We start from the raw sequence: 21348 nt of genomic DNA, 5'->3' as shown, positions 1-21348 counted from the left end.
TTTGTTCAGAGAACCCCGCATGCCCGAATGAGCTTGAGGAGCCGCGGCAGCGAGGGTTGTGTGTTCATCGCGCACCATGTTTCGCGCGCTTCACCGCCATAACTTTCCTTGTGTCTGGCGAGAGACTGGGTCGGATAGACAAGCTTCTGGGCAATCGGATTGGTGTAGATGAACCGGAAAGCGCGACGGGTCAGCCAGTCCTTCTGGAACTCCTGATCCTCGATCTTGTGGAAGGGCATGAGGCCGAGATAAAGCTTCGGCACCCCTTCGGCCTGAAAGGTTTCCACGGCGCGGCGCACCAGAAAGTAAGCAGCCAGCGGATCCGTATCGGGCAGCCAGCGCCGCGTGGCCGAAAGGTAGCCGACCAACCTGTCATCCTCATAGAGCGGATCGAAGAAGGCGAAAGCGACCGGCTGATCGTTCTGGTCGAGAATGAAAAACTTGCGAACATCCGCCTCGTCGCGCAGCTGAATCGGGCGCACAAGGAAGGAAAGCTCACGCCGTTTCGTGGTGCGGGTTCGCCGCCAGCCAAGTGAAATCGCCTCCACGCGTTTCGGGTCGAGCCCGGCAACGGGAACCTCCTCGACACGGCATCCCATGCGCGTGAACCGGTTGGTTGCCGTGCGGAAACTGCGCCGCGACGGGCCTGCGAATTCATATGTCTGAAGGTCGATCAGGCTTTCGATACCCAGCGCGTTCACGAAGAACCCGCTCGACGACAGGAGTTCTGCCATGGGGCGCGAGACCTGCCAGAAGGTGACATCCTGTCTGGCCGCAACAAAGGCGGCCAGCAGCTCAGGCCAGAGAGCGCGCGGCGCCAGAGGATCGGCCAGCGCATAGGCCGTGCGGCCCACCATGCGATACGCGATGACGCCATGCTCATTGCCGAAGTAGCGCAGCCCGGGCTGATGCGCGACCGAATAGGCCAGCACGAAATTACCGTGCCGGCGAAGTAGCGCATGGCGCTGGTCAGCGGAGAGGAGAGCGTTGTCGCTCAGGCGATCAAAACTGGACAAGCGAGATATCTGGTTCACGGCGAAGAATCATGTTCCGCGCCCCCACGGATGGAGGGATGCCACGCATTGCCCGACGTGACAAGCCGATTGACAATAAAGAAACCAATCGGTTATTTTATTGTCAATTGGAGATTCGTCATGCCCGCATCCCCCGCAACCATTGCACCCGTTCAGCCCGAAGCCGCACCGGAAAGGGCGGATGAGCGTATCCTCTTCGCACTAAAGACGAAGGGGGCGATGACGGCCCAGCGGCTCGCGCACTTCCTGAAGATATCGTCCGTTGCCGTGCGCAAGCAGCTTTCACGGCTGGAGGAAAGCCATCTGGTGCAGTTTCAGGAGGAAGCGCGTGGGCCCGGACGTCCGGAGCGTGTGTGGCGCCTGACAGAAAATGGCCATGGCCGTTTCCCCGACAGTCATTCGGACCTGACACTGGACCTGATCAGCTCGATCCGCCGCATTTTTGGTGAAGAAGGCCTCGACAGGCTGATCGGGCAGCGCGAACAGACAATGAAGACGTCTTACGAAAACGCGGTGAACGCGCATTCCGATCTTGAGGAGCGTGTCGTCGCGCTGGCCCGTATCCGCGCCCGCGAGGGCTACATGGCCGAAGTCGAACCGCTCGACGACGGCGCCTTTCTTCTGATCGAAAACCACTGCCCGATCTGCGCAGCCGCAACAGCCTGCCAGGGCTTTTGCCGTTCCGAACTCAGCGTTTTCAAGGCCGTGCTCGGACCGCAGACACGGGTCGAGCGCACGGACCATATCCTGGCGGGCGCACGTCGCTGCGCCTACCGCATAGAAGCACGTTCAGGCGACTGAACCCGATTTACCGAGGCACATCATGACCAATGCACACACCGAGGCACCGCTCGGCAATGCCGGCTGGGCGGCGATCCTGAAAACCGGCCAGCTCGGCCAGTTCGCGCTCCTTTGTCTCGGCATCTGGCTCCACGCCGCCGACACGCTGCTCGTCGCAACGGCAATGCCGGCGGCGGTTGCTGAGATCGGCGGCGACCGGCTGGTGAGCTGGACGCTATCGCTCTACCTGCTGGGCTCGATCATTTCCGCTGCCGCAGCCGCCCTTGCGGCAACGGCGATCGGCCTCCGCCGCGCCTTTGTGATCGCGGCCCTCATTTACACGGTGGGCTGTGCCATCAGCGCGCTCGCACCCAACATGCCGGTCATGCTGCTTGGCCGTTTTGGCCAGGGCGTTGGCGGCGGCCTTCTGGTCGCGCTCACATATGTTGCGATCCAGCGTCTTTTCCCGGAAAAGATGTGGCCGCGCCTGATCGCCCTGATGTCGGCCATCTGGGGGGCGTCGGCCTTTTGCGGCCCCATGATCGGCGGCTTCTTCGCCGATCTCGGCCTGTGGCGCTGGGGATTCTGGACCTTTGCGATCCAGGCGCTGCTGCTCGCGGTTCTGGTGCCAATGTTCCTGCGTCCGACGAGGGGCGCATCGGAAGCGGCTCAGCGCTTTCCCCTGGTGCGGCTTGTGCTTCTCTCGCTTGCCGTTCTGGCTGTTGCGACAGCGGGCATTTACGTGACACCCGGCATCTCGCTGCCTCTGGTGGCAGCGGGTGCGGCACTGTTCTTCCTCTTCCTGAAACGCGATGGAAGCCGTGCGACCGACAAAATGTTCCCGACACGCGCATTCGATATTCGCACGCCTGTGGGCGCCGGCTTCATCGCCAATCTGACGCTTGGCACAGCGGCCATGTCCTTCACCGTCTATGGCCCATTCCTCCTCCAGCGCATTCACGGCATGTCGGCGCTCGGTGCAGGCTATGTGATGGCGGCAGAAGCCGTTGCCTGGAGCTCGACGGCGATCCTTTTCGCCGGCGCGAACGAGGCAGGAGAGCGGCTCGTAATGAAAACCGGCGCCCTGCTTATCCTGCTGGCTGTTGCGCTGCTCGGTCCCGCCATGGCGGAAGGACCGGTCTGGGCCATCGTGCTGCTTTCGCTCGCACAGGGCGCGGGTTTCGGCATGCTCTGGGGATTTCTTATCCGCCGCGTGGTTGCCGCCGCGCCCGAGCACGAGCGTGACAGCGCGTCCGCGGCCATGCCGACAACGCAGCAGATCGCCTTCGCACTTGGTGCCGCCCTCGCAGGCATCGTCGCCAACATGGCCGGCTTCGCCGAAGGCGGCACGGTGGAAGCCATGCAGGCCGTGGCGCTCTGGGTGTTTGTCAGCTTCGTGCCACTGGCCGCCTTTGGCGCGGCCGCCGCCTGGCGCATTGCAAACCGGAGGGCTGAGAAGGGTTAGCGATCTCTTCTTGGACGCCCCGTGTGCGTGGTGGAGGTCACGGACACGGGGTCGCTGGCTGGAAACGTATCCTCGAGACCTTCGTCAAGTTCCTCTTCAAGCTCCTCGGCATTCAGCTTCCTCTTCTGAGGCTTTTTGGCAAACTCTCCCGGCGCCCCGGTGCGGGTCGTGCGCGTGACGGAAACCGGGTCGCTTGCCGGGAAACTGTCTTCTAAACCCTCCTCCAGTGCTTCCTCTTTGGCGGCACGCTCACTCTCGGTCTCGGGTTTCGGCTTCTTGGGATCAGGCTGCATCGAGATCATCCTTTTTCGGATCAATGCCCAAACAGCCGCTTCGGTTCCGCTCGTCTGCAACTATCGATCGCGCGCGGCTGCCTCCAGAAGCATGAAAACATAGTCGGAAAAAGAGCGCCAGCATTCCACCCGGAAAGCGTCCCCCTCCGTACGCCACAGGATGATTTCAGCCTTGCCAAAGACCGTGCGGGAGCACGCGCCGACGGGAAAGGCATCAGGCGACAGGTCCTGTGGGCAACCGGCATTGAGCACCGCTTCGGCGCGCGAACCCGAGACGAGAACAGCCGTGTTGCGATGCGAAACGTCCACGGCGGAATGAAATGCCCTGATCCCGGCACATGCCCCGAGCAGACCAGCCTCGTTCTCGTCGATCACCAGCCATTCGTCCGGGCCGAGCCAGAGAGCGGCACGGCCATCCTTCGCGCTGGACGTTTTCGGGCGCTGCGGCAGATCGAGACCCAGGGCCTTCGAAAGAGACTTCACCGCAGTTTTCGGCGCACGCAGCGAAAGCCGCGTGGCCGGCTCCGCGCGCACCAGCGTGATGCCTTCATCGTTGAGAAAGCGCCCTTCGAGCGCGCTTGCGCGGGCGATTGCGTCAGCCATTGGTGCGCGCTCCCTTCTCGTCAAAGAAAACCGTCGAGGTGACTTCTACCGCGATCGCGCCAACGGGCATCGGCACGTAGAGGGTTTCGCCCATCCGCTCATGACCGCCCTCAACCAGCGCCAGCGCAATGGAATGGCCGCAATTCTCCGACCAGTAGGAGGAGGTGACGTGGCCCAGCATGGGCACAGGAACCGGGGCGTCCGGATCTGCCACGATCTGCGCGCCCTCTTCCAGAACCGTCTTCGGGTCACGCGTCCTGAGGCCCACAAGCTGTTTGCGACCGGGAGCCACGAGGTCCGGGCGCATCAGCCCGCGCATGCCGACGAAATCCGTTTTCTTTTTGCCGATGGCCCAGGAAAGCCCCGCATCATGCGGCGTGACGGTGCCATCCGTCTCCTGCCCGACAATGATGAAGCCTTTTTCGGCTCTGAGCACATGCATGGTTTCGGTGCCATAGGCGCAGGCCCCATGCTTTTCACCTTCCGCCCAGACTGCCTCCCACACGGCGCGGCCATAGTCGGCCGGCACGTTGATCTCGAAACCGCGCTCGCCGGTGAACGACATGCGGAAAAGCCTGGTGGGAACGCCGCAGATCAGCCCCTCCCGCACCGACATGTGCGGCATCGCCTCGTCGGCAAGGTCGATCCCCTCCACCAGCGGGGCGATGATGTCGCGGCTTTTCGGCCCCTGAACGGCGATAACCGCCCATTGCTCGGACGTGGAGGTCAAATAGACCTTCAGATCGGGGAATTCGGTCTGGAGATAGTCTTCCATGTGGTTGAGCACGCGCGGTGCGCCGCCGGTCGTGGTGGTCACGTGGAAGCGGTCTTCGGCAAGCCGCCCCACCACGCCGTCATCATAGATGAACCCGTCCTCGCGCAGCATGACGCCATAGCGACAGCGCCCGACACCGAGCTTCTGCCACGGGTTCGTGTACATCAACTCCATGAAACGCGCGGCATCCGGCCCGACGACCTCAATCTTGCCGAGCGTGGTGGCGTCGAAAATGCCCGCACTCTGGCGCACCGTGCGGCACTCGCGGGCGACGGCTGCATGCATGTCCTCGCCGGCCTGCGGAAAATACCATGCGCGTTTCCACTGGCCGACATCCTCGAACACGGCCCCGTGCGCCTCGGCCCAGTCGTGCATGGGCGTTCGCCGCACCGGCTCGAACAGACGCCCCTTGCCGTGCCCCACAAGCGCACCGAAAGTGACGGGCGTGTAGGGTGCACGGAACGTGGTGAGCCCCACTTCGGGGATGGGCCTGCCCAGCATCTCGGCGGCGATGGCGAGACCGTGCATGTTGGACGTCTTGCCCTGATCGGTCGCCATGCCGGTGGTGGTGAAACGCTTGACGTGCTCGATGGAGCGCATGCCCTCGCGCACCGCCTGGCGGATGTCCTTCGCGGTCACGTCGTTCTGGAAATCGACAAAGGCCTTGGCCGTGCTTTCGGCTCCAGCCCCCTCGCCCGCACCCAGCATGCCGCCGGACCAGCGCTCAGTGCTGTCGGCGGAAAATTTTGGCAGCTTGCGGGCCGCGCCTCCGGCAGCCTCATGCCCGGCCTTCAGGGCCTCGGCCACCGTCTCGCCCAGATCGACCGTGCCGGCGCACGCGCCAACCGAGACCAGCTCCTGCACCGCCTGGCCGGGAAGAAAGCGCTGCGTTTCGGCATCGAAGACTAGCTTGCCACGCGACTGCGAAAAGAGATGAACGGCTGGCGTCCAGCCGGACGAGGTCAGAAGCGCGTCGCAGGCGATCGTGCGCTCCGCACCGCCTGAAACCGGTCGTACCTTTATGGATGAAACCCTGAGCCGCCCGCCCGTGCCGGTGACGGCATGCCCCGTCAGGCACTCGATGCCAAGCCGTCGCGCCTCTTCCACATGCGGCCCTTGCGGATCGGGCCGGCAATCGATGATGGCGGCAATGCTCCCGCCCGCGCGTTTCAAATCGACAGCGGCCTGCCAGGCGCTGTCTTCCGCCGTGTAGACCGCCACATTGCGCCCCACCGTGACGCCGAAATGGTTCAGATAGGTGCGGGCGGCGGACGCCAGCATGGTGCCCGGCCGGTCGTTGTCGGGAAACACCATGTGCCGCTCGATGGCCCCGGTGGCAAGCACGACGCGCTTTGCCCGTACCTGCCAGAGCCGCTCGCGCGGCTGATCGGTGGCCGGGCTGACCAGATGATCGGTCAGCCGCTCGACGAGCCCGACCATGTTCTGCGCGTAATAGCCGAAACCCGTCGTGCGGGTGAGAAGCCGGACATTGTCGCGCGCAGCGAGATCCGCCGTCACGGCCTGCGCCCAGTTCCAGCCGGGCATGCCCTCGATCATCGCGCCGGTCTCATAGCGCAGCGCGCCGCCCGTCTCCGCCTGTTCGTCGGCCAGAATGACCCGCGCGCCGGCATCGGCGGCAGCAAGCGCTGCGGAAAGCCCGGCAGCCCCGCCGCCGATGACCAGCACGTCGCAATGGGCGAAACGGTTTGCATAACAGTCGGGATCGGGCCGGTCGGGCGCTTCGCCAAGACCGGCAGCGCGCCGAATGAAGGGCTCGTAAACCCGCTCCCAGGCAGCCTTCGGCCACATGAACGTCTTGTAGTAGAAGCCGGCAGAGAAGAAGGGCGAAGCCAGATCGTTGAGCGCGCCGACATCGAAGGAGAGCGAGGGCCAGCGGTTCTGTGACACCGCGTCGAGCCCCTCATGGATTTCCTGAACGGTGGCCCGCACATTGGGCGCCCTGCGCGCGGCATCACGATGGACGCCGACAAGCGCATTGGGTTCTTCCGCACCGGCAGAGACCATGCCGCGCGGGCGGTGATATTTGAAGGAGCGACCGACCAGATGCACGCCATTGGCAAGCAGGGCCGATGCGAGCGTGTCGCCGCGCAGCCCCTCGAAGGACTTGCCGTCGAAGGTGAAACGAACGGGATCGGCCTTGCCAAGCCGACCGGCGGTGGCGATGCGGAAGGGCTGGGTCATCACTTGCCCTCCCCGCCGAGATCGGGCTTCGGCTCGCCGGCCTTATAAGTCGTCAGAAACCGGTCCGACACGGTGTCGCGCGCGGCATTGAAAAACCGGGCGCAGCCATGGACGTGCCGCCAGCGTTCATAGACGATGCCCTTGGGGTTTGAGCGAATGAAGAAGAAGCGCTCGAAATCTTCATCCGACAGTTCGGCCATGTTTTCAGGCCGGGCGATATGCGCCTCGCCGGCATGGCGGAACTCCAGCTCCGGCCGGTCTTCTTCGCAATAGGGGCAGTGAATGAGAAGCATGAGCTCAGATCCGCCTCTTGGTGGCAGCCGTGCGGGGATCGCCGGTATTGGGCGTGCCCGCGGGTTCGATCAACAGAAGATGCGCTTCCTCCTCGGCCACAGGGCAATGTTCAACGCCTTTAGGGACGACAAACAGCTCCCCGGGCCCAAGCTCCACATCGCCTTCGCGCATGCGGATGGTGATCCGTCCCTTGAGAACCAGAAAAAAGTCATCCGTTTCCTCGTGCGAATGCCAGACGAATTCGCCTTTGACCTTCACCACAAGGAGATCGTTGCCGTTGTAGGAGCCGACAATTCTTGGCGACCAGTGTTCGCTAAAAAGCGACAGCTTCTCCGAGAGGTTGACGGCTTTCATGCAAAATCTCCTGCGGTTTTGCTTTAGTGCGCCACGGCGGCGGCCGCGGCCTCGTCGATGAGCCGCCCGGACCGGAACCGCTCCAGCGTGAAGGGCGCGTTGATGGGATGCGGCTCGTCGCGCGCGACGGTGTGGGCAAAGACATGTGCCGAACCCGGCGTCGCCTTGAAGCCACCCGTGCCCCAGCCGCAATTGACATAGAGCCCCTTCACCGGGGTTTTGGCCAGAATGGGCGAACGGTCGGGCGTGACATCGACAATGCCGCCCCAGGACCGCAGCATCTTCATGCGGGTGAAGATCGGAAACATCTCGCAGATGGCGTCGAGCGTGTGCTGGATGATGTGCAGCCCGCCGGTCTGCGAATAGGACGTGTATTGATCGGTGCCTGCCCCGATGACCAGTTCGCCCTTGTCGGACTGGGAGATGTAGGCGTGAACCGTGTTGGACATGACCACGCAGGGGAAGACCGGCTTGACCGGTTCCGACACGAGTGCCTGAAGCGGGTAGGATTCCAGCGGCACCTGAACGCCCGCCATCTGCATCAGCACCGAGGAATGGCCGGCAGCGACAACGCCAACTTTCTTCGCACCGATGGTTCCGCGCGTGGTCTCCACACCGGTAACGGCCCCGTCAGGCCCGCGATTGATGCCGGTGACCTCGCAGTTCTGGATGATGTCGATGCCGCGCGCGGCGGCTGCCCGCGCATAGCCCCAGGCAACCGCATCGTGGCGGGCCGTGCCGCCGCGCCGCTGGAGAGCCGCGCCCATGACCGGATAGCGCGCCTCACGCGAAATGTTGAGCGGCGGGCAATAGGCCTTCGCCTCTTCGGGCGTCAGCCACTCATTGTCCACGCCGTTCAGTCGGTTGGCATGGATATGGCGCTTGAACACCTGCACATCGTGCACATTATGCGCCAGCATCATCACGCCGCGCGGCGAATACATGACGTTGTAGTTCAAATCCTGCGAAAGCCCGTCCCAGAGCTTCACGGAATGATCGTAGATGCCCGCGCTCTCGTCATAGAGATAATTGGAACGGATGATGGTGGTGTTGCGGCCGGTGTTGCCGCCGCCGAGCCAGCCCTTTTCCAGCACGGCGACATTGGTGATGCCGTGCTCATTTGCAAGATAATAGGCCGTTCCAAGCCCATGGCCGCCGGCACCGACGATGATGACGTCGTAATTCTTCTTCGGTTCGGGAGAAGACCACTGTTCCGGCCAGCCCCTGTGGCCACGCATGGCCTCGCGGGCGATGGCGAAGACGGAATATTTGCGCATGGGCCTCTCCGCAATGCAGGCAGCGCGCCGCAGCCGGGCGCCTTCAGACACAGCCTAGCAGTAGCGAAATCCCGCGCAATGGTTTGCGCTGATTGCGACGGCAATTGCCGTTTTGCGCCAAGCCCCGTTGTCATTCCTTTCGTCTGGCCTCCCCTCTGGCCTCTCGTCTGGTTTCGGGTGGCTGACACGCCGCATTGCTGAGAGTTTCGCATCACCCCGGCAATGCCGGCAGCGTGAAACGGAAGGACACCAGATGACATCGCTAAAAGAGAAAGTCGCCATCATAACCGGCGCAAGTGCCGGTATCGGTCGGGCGGCAGCCAGGCTGTTCGCCCAGCAAGGCGCCAAGGTCGTCGTTACAGCACGGCGGCAGGCAGAACTGGACACACTTGTCGGCGAGATCGAAGCGAATGGAGGCGAAGCCATCGCGCTTGCCGGCGATGTGCGCGAGGATGCTCACAATCAGAAACTTGTCGCAGCCGCAGAAAGCCGCTTTGGAGGTCTCGACATCGCCTTCAACAATGCCGGCGCTGTCGGCCCGCTGGTGCAGATCGACGCACTTGAACGCTCGGACTGGAACGATGTGATCGAAACCAATCTGAGCTCCGCCTTTTCGGCTGCCCGATACCAGGTACCAGCCATGAGGCGCCGCGGCGGCGGTTCGCTGATCTTTACGTCGAGCTTCGTTGGTCATGAGACCGCAGGCATGCCTGGCATGGCGGCCTATGCGGCAAGCAAGGCGGGGCTCGTCGGCCTCGTTAAATCGCTGGCATCGGATCTCGGGCACGAAGCCATTCGCGTGAATGCCCTTCTTCCCGGCGGGACCGACACCAGAATGGCCACGTTCGAGAACGAGGAACAGCGCGCCTTCGTCGAAAACATGCATGCGTTGAAACGCATCGCACGTCCCGAAGAGATCGCCCAGACGGCACTCTTCCTCGCTTCGGACGCCTCGAGCTTCACGACCGGCACAGCCATGCTGGCCGATGGCGGCGTTGCCATCAGCAAGGTCTGACGGGGCGCGCTATCGATGCTGGCGAAAACGCTTCGCCAGCATCCAGCCATGGGCAAGGAAAAGAAGCGAGATATAGAGCTCGCGCACCTCGGACAGCTCGTAGCCATCCACCATGTCGACGCCGCGAATGATGAACACCAGCTTGGAGATCACATAGACGGCGGCAAGGGCGATGGCGGCGAGGCGCAGCTCGAAGGATTTGAGCTGACGAACGATGTCGAGACAGATCAACAGCCCCAGAAAGAACCAGACCTGATAGGGCACGATGTTCCAGGATTCGAACATCAGCGACGCCACGGGCAGCCCGAAAAGCGCGAAGATGCGCGGCGGTAGATAAGGCTCCACCTGGGCGAAGAGACCGCCCGCACCACGCGGCCAGCACCAGGGCAGGACCACAAAGCAGAAGATCGCGCTCGTGTAGTAGATGGCCTCGAACTGGTAGGTGTAGAAATTGTGGATGTTGGTTTCGTTCTGGATGTTCTTGCTGAAGAGCTCGGGCGTGGCCCAGCCAAGCCAATGCTGCCCCCACGACATCTCTTCCATCAGAATGAGAAACACCACGCCTGCCATGCCGGCCAGCACCAGCCATGGCGGGAAGAGGCCGAGCAGACGCCCGCCGCGCCTGCCGCGCGCGCGCCAGGCGGCGATAAGGAAACTGACGACCGCGGCGACAAGCAGGGCTTCGGTGGCCATGCCAAGCGGCTGCATCTCGCGGACAAAGTCGTTCAACGCCGTGGGAACAAAATGAACGGCCGCTGCAACCATCAGAAGAAATGCGCCGGCAGCACCAGTGGCCCAGAACGCCTGCGCGCGGTCCCCTTTTGCCAGGACCAAGGCACCCATGGCCGGTTTCAAGGCAAAAAAGAGGAGGAGCGCTGCCAGGAAGGAAAAGCCGATCCGGGCGCGGCCAAAGAGCGTGAAATCAGGGTCGCCCTTGCGCAGCAGGCCATATCCATGGACGAGTTCGCCATAGACGGCCGAACCAACGACCAATATGAAAGCGCCCATGCCGAAACCAAGTCTCAACAGACTTGCCTCCAGGCCAGTGCCGGCCCGCCCGTCCCCTTCCGACATGTGGATATACTCCAATATAGAAAAACACGTTTGTGTAGTGTTCTTTCCTTTTCTCTACGTTAACGTGAACCCCCGAAGGAAGCGGGCGAAGGAAAAATTCACAAGAAATAGCTCGACAGAAATAGAGGCTTCTGCTATGAGCCAGCGCTATTCGCGGCAAAATATGGCTGCGGGAGCCTCTGCCCATGGGCGGAGGAAAACCAGAATTCACATTTGAAAATTAGAAGACCAACGTTCTGACAGGAAACCCACGTGCAGGTACTCGTCCGCGACAACAATGTTGATCAGGCGCTTCGCGCGCTGAAGAAGAAAATGCAGCGCGAAGGCATCTTCCGCGAGATGAAGATGCGTGGGCACTATGAGAAGCCGTCAGAAAAGCGCGCGCGCGAAAAGGCTGAAGCCGTGCGCCGCGCACGCAAGCTGGCGCGCAAGCGCGCTCAGCGCGAAGGTCTCGTCGGCGGCCGTCCGGGCGCACGCTGATAGCGCCCATCTTTCGACGATTTCTGTCTATAACGAACGCGGTACGATCTTTTGGTCGTGCCGCGTTTTCGCATATCCGATGACTCTTTGCATGGGTACGGCAATGGCTTGGTTTGGTACTCGGGTTATGGCATTAAATGGCATGACTTTTTTCGATACGCCCTCCCCCCGCTTTTCGCGCAATGCGCTTGCCGGTCTCGCCCTCGCTGCACTTGTGCCGCTGACAGCCTGCCAGACCTCCACAAACCCGGCAACGGATCTGAGCCGCATCGACACCGCTCAGGGCTCTGCGGAAAACATCAATTCGTTGAGCGCGGTCATCCAGCGCACCCCCAATGAGCCGGAAGCCTACAATATGCGCGGTGCAGCTTACGGTCGTGCGGGGCGCTATCAGGATGCTCTGAAGGATTTCGACAAGGCGATCTCGCTCAACCCGCGCTCGCCCAACACCTATGCCAACCGTGCACTGATCCATCGCTACACGGGCAACAACCAGCAGGCGCTTGCGGACTACAATCAGGCGATCTCGCTCGATCCAAACTACGACACGGCCTATATCGGGCGTGCAGAGATCTATCGCCTGTCGGGACGCTCCACGGATGCACTTGCCGATCTGGAACGCGCCATCCAGCTCGATACCACGGATCCGCGCGCCTATTACCGTCGCGGTCTTCTTTATCAGGCAAGTGGCCAGCACCAGTTTGCGATCGAGGATTTCGCGAAGGCGATCTCACTCGCACCCGACGCGCCCTATGGCTACAACGGCCGGGGCCTCTCCTATCTGGCGCAGGGGGATGACGAGAACGCATTCTCCGACTTCAATACCGCCATTCGGCTTGACGACGATCTGGCAGAAAGCTGGGCGAACCAGGCGCTCGTATACGAGAAGCGCGGCGACAAGGCGAAGGCTGCCAAATCCTATGCCCGAGCGCTACAGCTTGACCCGGAATACATGCCGGCACGCGACGGCCTGGCCCGGACACGCATCTGATTACTTATTATTGTCAGGGCCTTAGCCCCGGCTCTTTGCTCCGGGGCCTTTGGTTGTCTTCACGAAAAATCACGCAAATTAATCTGGAACCTTCCTCGCAGTGACGGGTTTTGAGCCCGGACCACGAAAGGAGTTTCAGTGATGAAAAAAGCAATCATTCTCGCTTCCGTCCTGACGGCTGCAGCCGCCACCCCGGCACTCTCACAGCAGCGTGTCGAAGTCGGTGTTCTCGACTGCGTGATAGAAGGCGGCGCGGGCGTGGTGATCGCCTCCTCCCAGGAGCTGGCCTGCACCTTCGAGCCTGCCGATGAGAACCGCCCGCCCGAAACCTATGTCGGCGTGGTGAACAAGTTCGGCCTCGATGTCGGCGTCAAGGATGCCACGCAGATGCAGTGGCTGGTTCTGGCTCCCACGGCCGATGCCTACGCGCCGGGCGCGCTTGAGGGCGACTATGCCGGCGTCAGCGCAGAAGTGGCAGCGGGCCTCGGCGCAGGCGCGAACATCCTCGTCACCCAGGACAGCGAAAGCCTGATGCTGCAGCCCATCAGTGTTGAAGGCAAGACCGGCATCAATGTCGCGCTGGGTGTGAGCGAGTTTCAGTTGCGCTCGACTGCCGCTGCCGAGTGATCATTCCCCTGCCCCACCCGACAGCAAAAAAGCCCGGCTTCACGCCGGGCTTTATTTTTTGGTGTTATCTTCTTCGAGGTCAGTGATCCATCGCCTTGACGATGTCTTCCGTCATTTTCTTGGCGTCGCCCAGAAGCATCATCGTGCCATCCTTGTAGAACAGCGTGTTGTCGATGCCGGCATAGCCGGAGCCGAGCGAGCGCTTGACGAAGAGACAGGTGCGCGCCTTGTCCACGTCGAGGATCGGCATGCCGTAGATCGGCGAGGACTTGTCGTCGCGCGCGGCCGGATTGGTGACGTCGTTGGCGCCGATCACATAGGCAACGTCTGCCTGGGCGAACTCGGAGTTGATGTCTTCGAGCTCGAACACCTCGTCATAGGGCACCTGCGCCTCGGCGAGCAGCACGTTCATGTGACCGGGCATGCGGCCTGCGACCGGGTGAATGGCGTATTTCACCTCGACACCGGCTTCCTTCAGCTTGTCGGCCAGCTCACGCAGCGCATGCTGCGCCTGGGCGACAGCCATGCCGTAACCGGGCACGATAATGACCTTCTGCGCATTCGCCATCAGATAGGCGGCGTCATCGGCGGAGCCCTGCTTGACCGTACGATCCATATCGTCGTCTGCGGCAGCGGCCGTCTCGCCGCCGAAGCCGCCGAGAATGACCGAGATGAAGGACCGGTTCATGCCCTTGCACATGATGTAGGACAGGATCGCACCGGAAGAGCCAACCAGCGCGCCGGTGATGATGAGCGCGAGATTGCCGAGCGTGAAGCCGATGCCGGCTGCGGCCCAGCCCGAATAGGAGTTGAGCATCGACACGACGACCGGCATGTCCGCGCCGCCGATCGGGATGATGATGAGCACACCGAGCACCAGCGAGGCAGCGACGATCAGCCAGAAGATGGTCGTGCTCTGCGTGGTGACGAGCAGCACGATCAGAACGACCAGCGCGATCGCCAGACCCGCATTCACCACATGGCGCACGGGCAGCAGGATCGGCTTGCCGGACATGCGGCCATCGAGCTTCAGAAAGGCGATGACCGAGCCGGTGAAGGTTATCGCGCCAATGGCGACGCCCAGCGACATCTCGACCAGCGCCTGCGCGTGGATCGCGCCCAGCGTGCCGATGCCGAAGCTCTCCGGCGCATAGAGGGCGGCAGCGGCCACCATGACGGCGGCAAGGCCGACCAGCGAGTGGAACGCGGCCACGAGCTGTGGCATGGCGGTCATGGCGATGCGCTTGGCAATCACCGCGCCGATGCCGCCGCCGATGGCGAGACCGACCACGATCAGCACGAACCCGCCGAAGGAAGGCGTTGCGTAGAGCAGCGTGGTGCCGATGGCGATGGCCATGCCGACCATGCCGTAGACATTGCCCTGACGGCTGGTGGTGGGATGCGACAGGCCCCTCAGCGCGAGGATGAAGAGAATGCCGGAAACGAGGTAGAGGAAGGATGCAAGATTGGCGCTCACGTCACTTGTCCTTCTTCTTGTACATGGCAAGCATGCGGCTGGTCACAAGGAAGCCGCCGAAGATGTTCACCGACGCCAGGATGAGCGCGATGAAACCGAAGCCGGTGGCAAGCCCGGAAGCGGAGATGCCCACGGCCAGCAGCGCACCGACCACGATCACCGAGGAGATCGCGTTGGTGACCGACATCAGCGGCGTGTGCAGCGCCGGCGTCACTGACCAGACCACGTAGTAACCGACGAAAATCGCCAGCACGAAGATGGCGAAGCGGAAGACGAACGGGTCGATCGCCCCGCCGGATGCGCCATGCGCAAGCGCGCCGGCGGCATCGGCGACTTCGGCCGCCTGCATGCCTTCAATGGCGGCACGAACGCTCGCCGCGGCGCTGTCGAGCTGGTCGAGCGCCTTTTCGAGTGCGGTTGGTTCCATCAGGATTCTCCCCCCGATTTGGTTGCGGCAGGCTTATCGGCAGCGCTGGACGCACCAGTCGGCTTTGCTGCCGCTTTCCGGGCCGCTGTTTTCTTCGCCGCCGTGCCTGCTGCCGGCTTGGCAGTGGCCTTGCGCGCCGGTGCCTTGCGGGCTGGCGCCTCTTTCGGCGCGGCGGCCTTGGCAGCGGGCTTTGCGGTGTCGACGAAATTGGGATGCACCACCTTGCCGTCATGGGTGAGCATGGTGGCCTTCACCAGCTCGTCTTCCATATCGACGGCGAGCACCTTCTTCTCCTTGTCGACCATGGTCTCAAGGAAGGTGTAGAGGTTCTTCGCATAGAGCAGCGAAGCGGATGCGGCGACACGACCGGGCACATTAAGATGGCCGATGATCTTCACGCCATTGGCGGTGGAGACGACCTCACCCACCTTCGCGCCTTCCACATTGCCGCCACGCTCGACCGCGAGATCGACGATGATGGAGCCCGGCTTCATCGACTTCACCATGTCGGCGCTGACAAGGCGCGGCGCGGGCCGGCCCGGAATGAGCGCCGTGGTGATGACGATGTCCTGCTTGGCGATGTGATCGGCGACGAGTTCGGCCTGGGCCTTCTTCTCTTCGTCTGTCAGTTCACGGGCATAGCCGCCCTCACCCGAGGCATCCTTCAGGGCCTCGGTCATGATGAACTTCGCGCCGAGCGACTGGACCTGCTCGCCGGCAGCCGCACGAACGTCGGTGGCGGTGACGACAGCGCCCAGACGGCGCGCGGTGGCGATGGCCTGAAGACCGGCAACGCCAGCGCCCATGACGAACACCTTGGCGGCGGGTACGGTGCCGGCAGCGGTCATCATCATCGGCAGCGCACGGTCATATTCGGCGGCGGCGTCGATCACCGCACGGTAACCGGCAAGGTTTGCCTGCGAGGACAGAACGTCCATGGACTGGGCGCGCGTGATGCGCGGCATGAACTCCATGGCAAAGGCGGTGACGCCTGCAGCGGCCATGACCGCCACATCGCCCTCATTGCCATAGGGGTCCATGCTGGCGAGAACCAGCGCGCCTTTTTTGTAGGTTTTGACTTCGGCCGGCGTCGGGCGCCGCAGCTTCAGGACGACATCGGCCTTGCCGGCATCCGAAGCCTTGCCGATCTTTGCGCCGGCCTTCTCAAATTCAGCATCGACAATACGCGACTGCTCGCCTGCGTTTTTTTCGACGACAACATCGAAACCCAGGCCCACAAATCGCTTGACCGTTTCAGGAGAGACCGCAACGCGGCCTTCCGTAATGTCAATTTCTTTAGGCACAAATATGCTTTGTCCCACCGTCATATCCTTTCGGTTGGACCGTCCCCCCAATCACGGAGCCGTGGCAACGACCCCCACGTCACGGCAAGCGACGCTTTCTAGCGCAGCAACCAGGCGCCGACCACCGAGATCAGAATGAAGAGAACGGTGCTGGAGAAGAAACCAGCGGAGGTGAAGAAACCAAACGCCATCGCCACCAGAATGGCGACGACCACCAGGCTCGAATATTTGATGACGGCCAGGAAAAGATCGTAGGTCTTCTCGTGCTCGGCGTAGTCCATTTCTGCGCCCGTTTCGGCCGGTCCGGCCGGCAAATTCTCTGCCATCTCAAAACCCCATGGGAATAGAATTGGTCTTGGGAGATAGCGAAAAGATGGCTGAAGGGCAATGGGAGGATTGCCGCATGAACAATCCGATGCGCTTTGAAGCGCCCTGAGAGAACGGATTTCGCGAAAACGGTACGGAATGAAGGGGATTCAGCTCACTGAGCGCGCGGCCGTCCGGCTTTTCGCGATGCCGGTCGTGAATCAGGAAAGCCAGCGCTTGCGTCGTTTGTAGTGTTTCACATTGCGGAAGGAGCGCCGTCCCTCGCCGCCGACGCCAAGGTAGAATTCCTTCACGTCCTCGTTTTCGCGCAGCGCCTTCGCCTCACCATCGAGAACGACACGGCCCGATTCCAGAATGTAACCGTATTTCGCGTAGCGCAGGGCCACATTGGTGTTTTGCTCGGCCAGCAGGAACGACACGCCCTGCTCTTCATTGAGCTGCTTGACGATCTCGAAAATCTCTTCGACCAGCTGCGGCGCGAGCCCCATGGAGGGTTCGTCAAGCAGGATCATCTTCGGGCGCGACATCAGCGCCCGGCCAATCGCCGTCATCTGCTGCTCGCCGCCTGAGGTGTAGCCGGCCTGCGAGTTGCGCCGCTCCTTCAGGCGCGGGAAATAGGTGTAGACCAGATCCAGGTCCTCGCGGATCGCCGCCTGTCCGTCACGCCGGGTGAAGGCACCCGTCAGCAGATTGTCCTCCACCGAGAGATGGCCGAAGCAGTGCCGCCCCTCCATGACCTGAATACAGCCGCGCCGCACCAGATCGTTGGGGGAGAGGTTCTGCACTTCGTCGCCGCCGAACAGGATCGACCCCTTGGTCACCTCGCCACGCTCGGCATGCAGCAGGTTGGAGATGGCCTTGAGCGTTGTGGTCTTGCCCGCTCCATTTGCTCCGAGCAAGGCGGTGATGCCACCGCGCGGGACGGAAAGGGAAACCCCTTTCAGCACCAGTATGACGTGATCGTAGATCACCTCGATATTGTTGACTTCGAGGATCTGTTCCGCGGTCTCAGCCGAGGCTGCAGGTGCTGTCGTCGTCATGCTTCGCTATCCCGGTTTCAAGAAAACGCCGCTCCCCGCCGCGCGCGACAGGGAGCGGCACCAGAGCGTGCCTACATCTTGCACTCTTCATTGACCGGCCAGGGCGCATTGGCCTCGGCATATTCCTTGGCTTTTTCAACTTCGAGCGGCTCGATTTCCGCCCGATCCGGTGTCAACAGGTCCGACGCCTTGACGAACTTTGCGCCGTCCCATTGCAGCATCCAGCCGCCGCCGTGGCCCGTGTGGTTCGAGCAGGAAGTGCTGAAGGGCACGAGCATGCCTTCCGCGCCAAGCTCTTTCAGGCGAGCTTCATCCAGATTGATGTTCTCCAGCCCCCAGCGAAGCTGCTCGGGGCTTGGTGCCCGCACATCGAACTCTTCCTGCGCCGCCTTGATGCCTTCCACCAGAATGACCGAGATCATGAGACCGCGCTGATAGAACACGGAATCGAACTCGCCTTCGGCCTGGTTGATCTGCGACTTGCCGGCATCGACAACATATTTCCTGATGTCGGCCATGAGCGGGGCTTCGGAATTCGGCACGCTCCAGGAGATTGAGCGGTAGCCCTTGCCCTGCTCACCAACCAGCTTCAGGTCGCCGTCATGGCCCGACCACCACACGCCGATGAACTGATCCATCGGATATTTGGTTTTCGCGGCTTCGGTGATGGCGCCGGCGTTCATCGCGCCCCAGCCCCACATCACCACGAAATCAGGCCGCTCGCGGCGGATCTGCAGCCACTGCGCCGACTGGTTCTGCATCTCGGTCAGCCCGACCGGGATCGGCACCAGCTCGAACCCATGTTTCTCGGCCAGCACCTCAAGCAGCGGAATGGGCTCCTTGCCGAACGGGTGATCGAGGTGCAGGAAAGCAATCTTCTTGTCCTTCAGACTGTCGAGATTGCCGTCCGAAATGTTCTTCAGGATCATCGACGCGCCATCCCAATAGGAAGACGGCGGGTTGTAGGCCCACTGGAACACCTTTCCGTCGGCCATGGGCGAGAAGCCATAGCCGGGCGCGAGGATCGGAATCTTGTCGACATTCGACTTGGGCAGGACCTGCAGGGTGATACCCGTCGACCAGGGCTGCGTGACCACGGCCCGCGCCTTGGTCTTTTCGTAGCACTCGACACCCTTCTCGGTGTTGTAGCCGGTTTCGCACTCGTCATATTCGAGTTTGACGCCGTTCAACCCGCCATCGCGCTCGTTGAGCAGGGTGATGTAGTCGCGCTGCCCGTTCATCAACGGCGTGCCGGTGGCCGCGAACGGACCGGTTCGGTAGGCCAGGTTCGGAATATAGATGCTTTCGTCCTGCGCGGCGGCAGGCGCGGCAAAGCCTGCGGCAGCGAATAGCGCTGACGACAGGATCGCATTTCTGAGCATTCTCTTCATACTCTCTCCTCCACTTGTTCCGTTCTCCGAAAGGAAGGGGCGAACAATCCCCGTCTCACGCACCTTTCCCGCCTAGTGCGGGAAGGGCCATAGAATGAACTTTTCGCGGATCATCGCCCAGAAACGCGCCAGACCGTGCGGCTCGATGATGAGGAAGGCGATGATGAGCGCACCGATGATCATGATGTTCAGATGCTCGACCATGGCGGAATCGACCGGGATGCCGAAAGCCCCCGGCACGCTGCTGATGATGACTGGCAGCGCGACGATGAGGATCGCGCCGAGGAAATTGCCGAGGATCGAACCGAGCCCGCCAATGATGGCGATGAACAGGACGCGGAACGACAATGGAATGTCGAACAGGTTCGCCTCCGCCGCACCGCGCCATAAAAAAACGAACAGCGCACCCGCAATGCCCACCACATAGGACGACACGAAGAAGGCCATCAGCTTGGTGCGCATCAGATTGATGCCCACGAGCTCGGCGGCGATGTCCATGTCGCGCACGGCCTTCCACATGCGGCCGATGCGCCCTCGGGTGATGTTGATGGCGAAGAAGGTGATCACGCAGACAACGCAGAGAACGAAGTAATACTGCGTGATTGCCGTGGCACGTGGACCGGCGACGGTGATGCCGAACATCTCGATATTGGGCACCTGGATCGCGCCGGACGCGTTGTAATTGTAGAGCCATGCCCATTTCTGGAACAGCCAGACGAGAAAGAACTGCGCGGCCAGCGTGGCAATGGCGAGGTAAAACCCCTTGATGCGCAGCGACGGCAGGCCGAACAGCACGCCAATGGCCGCCGAGAAAAAGCCAGACAGCGCAATCGCCACCACGATGTTCATCTCCGGGAAGATGGAGACGAGCTTGTAGCAGGCATAGGCGCCCACGCCCATGAAGGCACCGGTGCCGAGCGACAATTGCCCGGCATAGCCAGTGAGGATGTTGAGGCCGAGGGCCGCGAGCGCGTAGATCAATACCGGGATCAGCAATGCGCGAAATGCGAACTCGCTTGCGGTGAGCGGAAAGATGACGAAGGCGAAGACCAGGATCACGCCGAGCAGGACTGCATCCTGCCGCACCGGAAACAGCGCGTGATCGGCTTCATAGCTGGTCTTGAACTGGCCTGCTGTGCGGTAGAACATGAATTACACCCGCTCGATGATTTTTTCGCCAAACAGCCCCTGCGGGCGGAAGAGAAGCACGAGCAGCGCCAGCATGTAGGCGAACCAGGCTTCGGTGTTGCCGCCGAGCAGCGGCTGGCCCCAGTAGATCTCGAAGAGCTTTTCCAGAATGCCGATGGCGAGCCCGCCGATGATCGCGCCCATGACGCTTTCCAGACCGCCGAGCATGAGCACCGGCAGCGCCTTGAAGGCGATAACCTCCAGCGCGAAGGACACGCCCGCCCGCGCGCCCCAGACAATGCCTGTGGCAAGCGCGATGACACCGGCGATGAACCAGACGATGACCCAGATGGTGGAAAGCGAAATGCCCACTGAAAGGGCAGCCTGATGATCGTCGCCCAGCGCGCGGATGGCACGACCGATCTTGGACTTGTTGAGGAAGACCAGAAGAGCCGCCACGAGCACCATGGCTCCGATGACCGCCGTCAGATCCTTTTCCTCGATGGAGACGAAGCCGCCGAAAGGTTCGAACACGATGCTGCCGGTCGGGATGAAGAGCTGCTCGGTGATCATCACCTTGTTCTCGCCGCCGAAGATCAATTCGCCGAAGCCGATCAGGAAGAGCGTGATACCAATGGTCGCCATGAACAGGATAATGTCGGGCTGGTTGACCAGCGGGCGCAGCACAACGCGCTCGATGGTCATCGCCAGGATCAGCATGACGACGAGCGTGAGCGGCAGCGCAAGCAGGGCCGGAACGCCCTTTTCATAGAGACCCACCAGCGTCAGCGCGGCGAACACCACCATGATGCCCTGCGCAAAATTGAAGATGCGCGAGGATTTGTAGATCAGCACGAAGCCGAGCGCGATCAGCGCATAGAGCACCCCGCCCACAAGCCCTTCCCAGAGCACCTGAAGCAGGAAATCGGGAGCCGCGGCCATATCGGCGAAGGGCTGCACCAGAACATCGTTCAAGAATTCCATACGTTC

Annotated in this window: 22 protein-coding genes; 6 read left to right on the top strand and 16 right to left on the bottom strand. The window is 62.1% G+C overall.

Annotated elements, in window-relative coordinates; genetic code table 11:
• Window positions 1–5: 5 nt before the first annotated feature.
• On the bottom strand, window positions 6–1016 hold the full coding sequence (locus AC07E3_RS16295) for a DUF2156 domain-containing protein (RefSeq protein ID WP_322338528.1): 1011 nt from the start codon (window positions 1014–1016) through the stop codon (window positions 6–8).
• A 138-nt stretch (window positions 1017–1154) separates the two neighbouring features.
• Here AC07E3_RS16295 and AC07E3_RS16290 point away from each other — a divergent pair, with 138 nt between their 5' ends.
• Both AC07E3_RS16290 and AC07E3_RS16285 read left to right on the top strand, forming a co-directional pair.
• Window positions 1155–1835, top strand: coding sequence for a helix-turn-helix transcriptional regulator (locus AC07E3_RS16290; protein WP_478363359.1), 681 nt, complete (start codon window positions 1155–1157; stop codon window positions 1833–1835).
• A 22-nt stretch (window positions 1836–1857) separates the two neighbouring features.
• Entirely contained in the window at window positions 1858–3279 is a 1422-nt protein-coding gene (locus AC07E3_RS16285; protein WP_478363357.1) for an MFS transporter, read from the top strand.
• Here the strand turns inward: AC07E3_RS16285 and AC07E3_RS16280 are convergent.
• The 6 genes from AC07E3_RS16280 to AC07E3_RS16255 are packed head-to-tail and all read right to left on the bottom strand — an operon-like array spanning window position 3276 to window position 9077.
• Window positions 3276–3572, bottom strand: a complete 297-nt coding sequence (locus AC07E3_RS16280; RefSeq protein ID WP_336069174.1) for a hypothetical protein — start codon at window positions 3570–3572, stop codon at window positions 3276–3278. The genes AC07E3_RS16285 and AC07E3_RS16280 overlap by 4 nt on opposite strands.
• 60 nt (window positions 3573–3632) lie before the next feature.
• Window positions 3633–4175 carry a sarcosine oxidase subunit gamma gene (locus tag AC07E3_RS16275; RefSeq protein ID WP_478363355.1) on the bottom strand — a complete coding sequence of 181 codons (543 nt, stop codon included), beginning with the start codon at window positions 4173–4175 and terminating at the stop codon, window positions 3633–3635.
• Complete coding sequence (locus AC07E3_RS16270) at window positions 4168–7152, bottom strand: sarcosine oxidase subunit alpha (RefSeq protein WP_478363353.1); 2985 nt, start codon at window positions 7150–7152, stop codon at window positions 4168–4170. The genes AC07E3_RS16275 and AC07E3_RS16270 overlap by 8 nt, the downstream gene beginning before the upstream one ends.
• Window positions 7152–7445 (bottom strand): sarcosine oxidase subunit delta, encoded by a 294-nt coding sequence (locus AC07E3_RS16265; protein ID WP_336069167.1) that lies wholly within the window; start codon window positions 7443–7445, stop codon window positions 7152–7154. Before AC07E3_RS16265 ends, AC07E3_RS16270 begins: the two co-directional genes overlap by 1 nt.
• A 4-nt stretch (window positions 7446–7449) precedes the next feature.
• A complete protein-coding gene (locus AC07E3_RS16260; RefSeq protein ID WP_478363350.1) occupies window positions 7450–7800 on the bottom strand; it encodes a cupin domain-containing protein in 351 nt (116 codons plus the stop codon).
• Between the two features lie 23 nt (window positions 7801–7823).
• Window positions 7824–9077 carry a sarcosine oxidase subunit beta gene (locus tag AC07E3_RS16255; protein ID WP_478363348.1) on the bottom strand — a complete coding sequence of 418 codons (1254 nt, stop codon included), beginning with the start codon at window positions 9075–9077 and terminating at the stop codon, window positions 7824–7826.
• Between the two features lie 253 nt (window positions 9078–9330).
• On the opposite strand from AC07E3_RS16255, the gene AC07E3_RS16250 reads away from it, so the two are divergent.
• A complete protein-coding gene (locus AC07E3_RS16250) occupies window positions 9331–10092 on the top strand; it encodes an SDR family oxidoreductase (RefSeq protein ID WP_478363346.1) in 762 nt (253 codons plus the stop codon).
• A 9-nt stretch (window positions 10093–10101) separates the two neighbouring features.
• On the opposite strand, the gene AC07E3_RS16245 is transcribed toward AC07E3_RS16250, so the two are convergent.
• The gene (locus tag AC07E3_RS16245; protein ID WP_478363344.1) at window positions 10102–11166 is read right to left on the bottom strand and encodes a hypothetical protein; all 1065 of its coding nucleotides are present in this window, start codon (window positions 11164–11166) and stop codon (window positions 10102–10104) included.
• Between the two features lie 252 nt (window positions 11167–11418).
• Between AC07E3_RS16245 and rpsU the strand changes: the two genes are divergently transcribed.
• The 3 genes from rpsU to AC07E3_RS16230 all read left to right on the top strand — a co-directional run bounded on the left by rpsU (window position 11419) and on the right by AC07E3_RS16230 (window position 13264).
• Window positions 11419–11646, top strand: a complete 228-nt coding sequence (rpsU, locus tag AC07E3_RS16240) for a 30S ribosomal protein S21 (protein ID WP_007008828.1) — start codon at window positions 11419–11421, stop codon at window positions 11644–11646.
• Between the two features lie 127 nt (window positions 11647–11773).
• Window positions 11774–12637: a tetratricopeptide repeat protein gene (locus AC07E3_RS16235; protein ID WP_083212899.1), complete on the top strand. Its 864-nt coding sequence runs from the start codon at window positions 11774–11776 to the stop codon at window positions 12635–12637.
• A gap of 141 nt (window positions 12638–12778) precedes the next feature.
• Entirely contained in the window at window positions 12779–13264 is a 486-nt protein-coding gene (locus AC07E3_RS16230; protein WP_336069154.1) for a DUF992 domain-containing protein, read from the top strand.
• Window positions 13265–13343: 79 nt separating this feature from the next.
• On the opposite strand, the gene AC07E3_RS16225 is transcribed toward AC07E3_RS16230, so the two are convergent.
• The 8 genes from AC07E3_RS16225 to AC07E3_RS16190 form a co-directional block, all read right to left on the bottom strand.
• Window positions 13344–14741 carry an NAD(P)(+) transhydrogenase (Re/Si-specific) subunit beta gene (locus AC07E3_RS16225; protein WP_478363340.1) on the bottom strand — a complete coding sequence of 466 codons (1398 nt, stop codon included), beginning with the start codon at window positions 14739–14741 and terminating at the stop codon, window positions 13344–13346.
• A 1-nt stretch (window position 14742) separates the two neighbouring features.
• The gene (locus AC07E3_RS16220) at window positions 14743–15168 is read right to left on the bottom strand and encodes a proton-translocating transhydrogenase family protein (protein WP_007008832.1); all 426 of its coding nucleotides are present in this window, start codon (window positions 15166–15168) and stop codon (window positions 14743–14745) included.
• Window positions 15168–16490 carry a Re/Si-specific NAD(P)(+) transhydrogenase subunit alpha gene (locus tag AC07E3_RS16215; RefSeq protein ID WP_478363337.1) on the bottom strand — a complete coding sequence of 441 codons (1323 nt, stop codon included), beginning with the start codon at window positions 16488–16490 and terminating at the stop codon, window positions 15168–15170. Before AC07E3_RS16215 ends, AC07E3_RS16220 begins: the two co-directional genes overlap by 1 nt.
• 80 nt (window positions 16491–16570) lie before the next feature.
• Window positions 16571–16798: an aa3-type cytochrome c oxidase subunit IV gene (locus tag AC07E3_RS16210; protein WP_007008834.1), complete on the bottom strand. Its 228-nt coding sequence runs from the start codon at window positions 16796–16798 to the stop codon at window positions 16571–16573.
• A 201-nt stretch (window positions 16799–16999) separates the two neighbouring features.
• Window positions 17000–17839: an ABC transporter ATP-binding protein gene (locus AC07E3_RS16205; protein WP_025030465.1), complete on the bottom strand. Its 840-nt coding sequence runs from the start codon at window positions 17837–17839 to the stop codon at window positions 17000–17002.
• Window positions 17840–17910: 71 nt separating this feature from the next.
• Window positions 17911–19230: an ABC transporter substrate-binding protein gene (locus AC07E3_RS16200; RefSeq protein ID WP_478363334.1), complete on the bottom strand. Its 1320-nt coding sequence runs from the start codon at window positions 19228–19230 to the stop codon at window positions 17911–17913.
• Between the two features lie 72 nt (window positions 19231–19302).
• A complete protein-coding gene (locus AC07E3_RS16195; RefSeq protein WP_336069144.1) occupies window positions 19303–20379 on the bottom strand; it encodes a branched-chain amino acid ABC transporter permease in 1077 nt (358 codons plus the stop codon).
• Between the two features lie 3 nt (window positions 20380–20382).
• On the bottom strand, window positions 20383–21342 hold the full coding sequence (locus AC07E3_RS16190) for a branched-chain amino acid ABC transporter permease (RefSeq protein WP_336069141.1): 960 nt from the start codon (window positions 21340–21342) through the stop codon (window positions 20383–20385).
• Window positions 21343–21348 lie beyond the last annotated feature (6 nt).

The sequence above is a fragment of the Nitratireductor lacus genome, from assembly GCF_056431025.1.
The sequence above is the reverse complement of the archived record's forward strand: the minus strand, read 5'-3'. Positions and strand labels throughout refer to the sequence as shown.

Bases quoted from the DNA above. Each gene is read 5' to 3' on its own strand.
- AC07E3_RS16275 (WP_478363355.1), bottom strand. From the start codon at position 4,175: ATGGCTGACGCAATCGCCCGCGCAAGCGCGCTCGAAGGGCGCTTTCTC.
- AC07E3_RS16290 (WP_478363359.1), top strand. From the start codon at position 1,155: ATGCCCGCATCCCCCGCAACCATTGCACCCGTTCAGCCCGAAGCCGCA.
- AC07E3_RS16270 (WP_478363353.1), bottom strand. From the start codon at position 7,152: ATGACCCAGCCCTTCCGCATCGCCACCGCCGGTCGGCTTGGCAAGGCC.
- AC07E3_RS16205 (WP_025030465.1), bottom strand. From the start codon at position 17,839: ATGACGACGACAGCACCTGCAGCCTCGGCTGAGACCGCGGAACAGATC.
- AC07E3_RS16260 (WP_478363350.1), bottom strand. From the start codon at position 7,800: ATGAAAGCCGTCAACCTCTCGGAGAAGCTGTCGCTTTTTAGCGAACAC.
- AC07E3_RS16235 (WP_083212899.1), top strand. From the start codon at position 11,774: ATGGCATTAAATGGCATGACTTTTTTCGATACGCCCTCCCCCCGCTTT.
- AC07E3_RS16210 (WP_007008834.1), bottom strand. From the start codon at position 16,798: ATGGCAGAGAATTTGCCGGCCGGACCGGCCGAAACGGGCGCAGAAATG.
- AC07E3_RS16230 (WP_336069154.1), top strand. From the start codon at position 12,779: ATGAAAAAAGCAATCATTCTCGCTTCCGTCCTGACGGCTGCAGCCGCC.
- AC07E3_RS16245 (WP_478363344.1), bottom strand. From the start codon at position 11,166: ATGTCGGAAGGGGACGGGCGGGCCGGCACTGGCCTGGAGGCAAGTCTG.
- AC07E3_RS16255 (WP_478363348.1), bottom strand. From the start codon at position 9,077: ATGCGCAAATATTCCGTCTTCGCCATCGCCCGCGAGGCCATGCGTGGC.
- AC07E3_RS16190 (WP_336069141.1), bottom strand. From the start codon at position 21,342: ATGGAATTCTTGAACGATGTTCTGGTGCAGCCCTTCGCCGATATGGCC.
- AC07E3_RS16265 (WP_336069167.1), bottom strand. From the start codon at position 7,445: ATGCTTCTCATTCACTGCCCCTATTGCGAAGAAGACCGGCCGGAGCTG.
- AC07E3_RS16250 (WP_478363346.1), top strand. From the start codon at position 9,331: ATGACATCGCTAAAAGAGAAAGTCGCCATCATAACCGGCGCAAGTGCC.
- AC07E3_RS16280 (WP_336069174.1), bottom strand. From the start codon at position 3,572: ATGCAGCCTGATCCCAAGAAGCCGAAACCCGAGACCGAGAGTGAGCGT.
- AC07E3_RS16220 (WP_007008832.1), bottom strand. From the start codon at position 15,168: ATGGAACCAACCGCACTCGAAAAGGCGCTCGACCAGCTCGACAGCGCC.
- AC07E3_RS16195 (WP_336069144.1), bottom strand. From the start codon at position 20,379: ATGTTCTACCGCACAGCAGGCCAGTTCAAGACCAGCTATGAAGCCGAT.
- AC07E3_RS16200 (WP_478363334.1), bottom strand. From the start codon at position 19,230: ATGAAGAGAATGCTCAGAAATGCGATCCTGTCGTCAGCGCTATTCGCT.
- AC07E3_RS16285 (WP_478363357.1), top strand. From the start codon at position 1,858: ATGACCAATGCACACACCGAGGCACCGCTCGGCAATGCCGGCTGGGCG.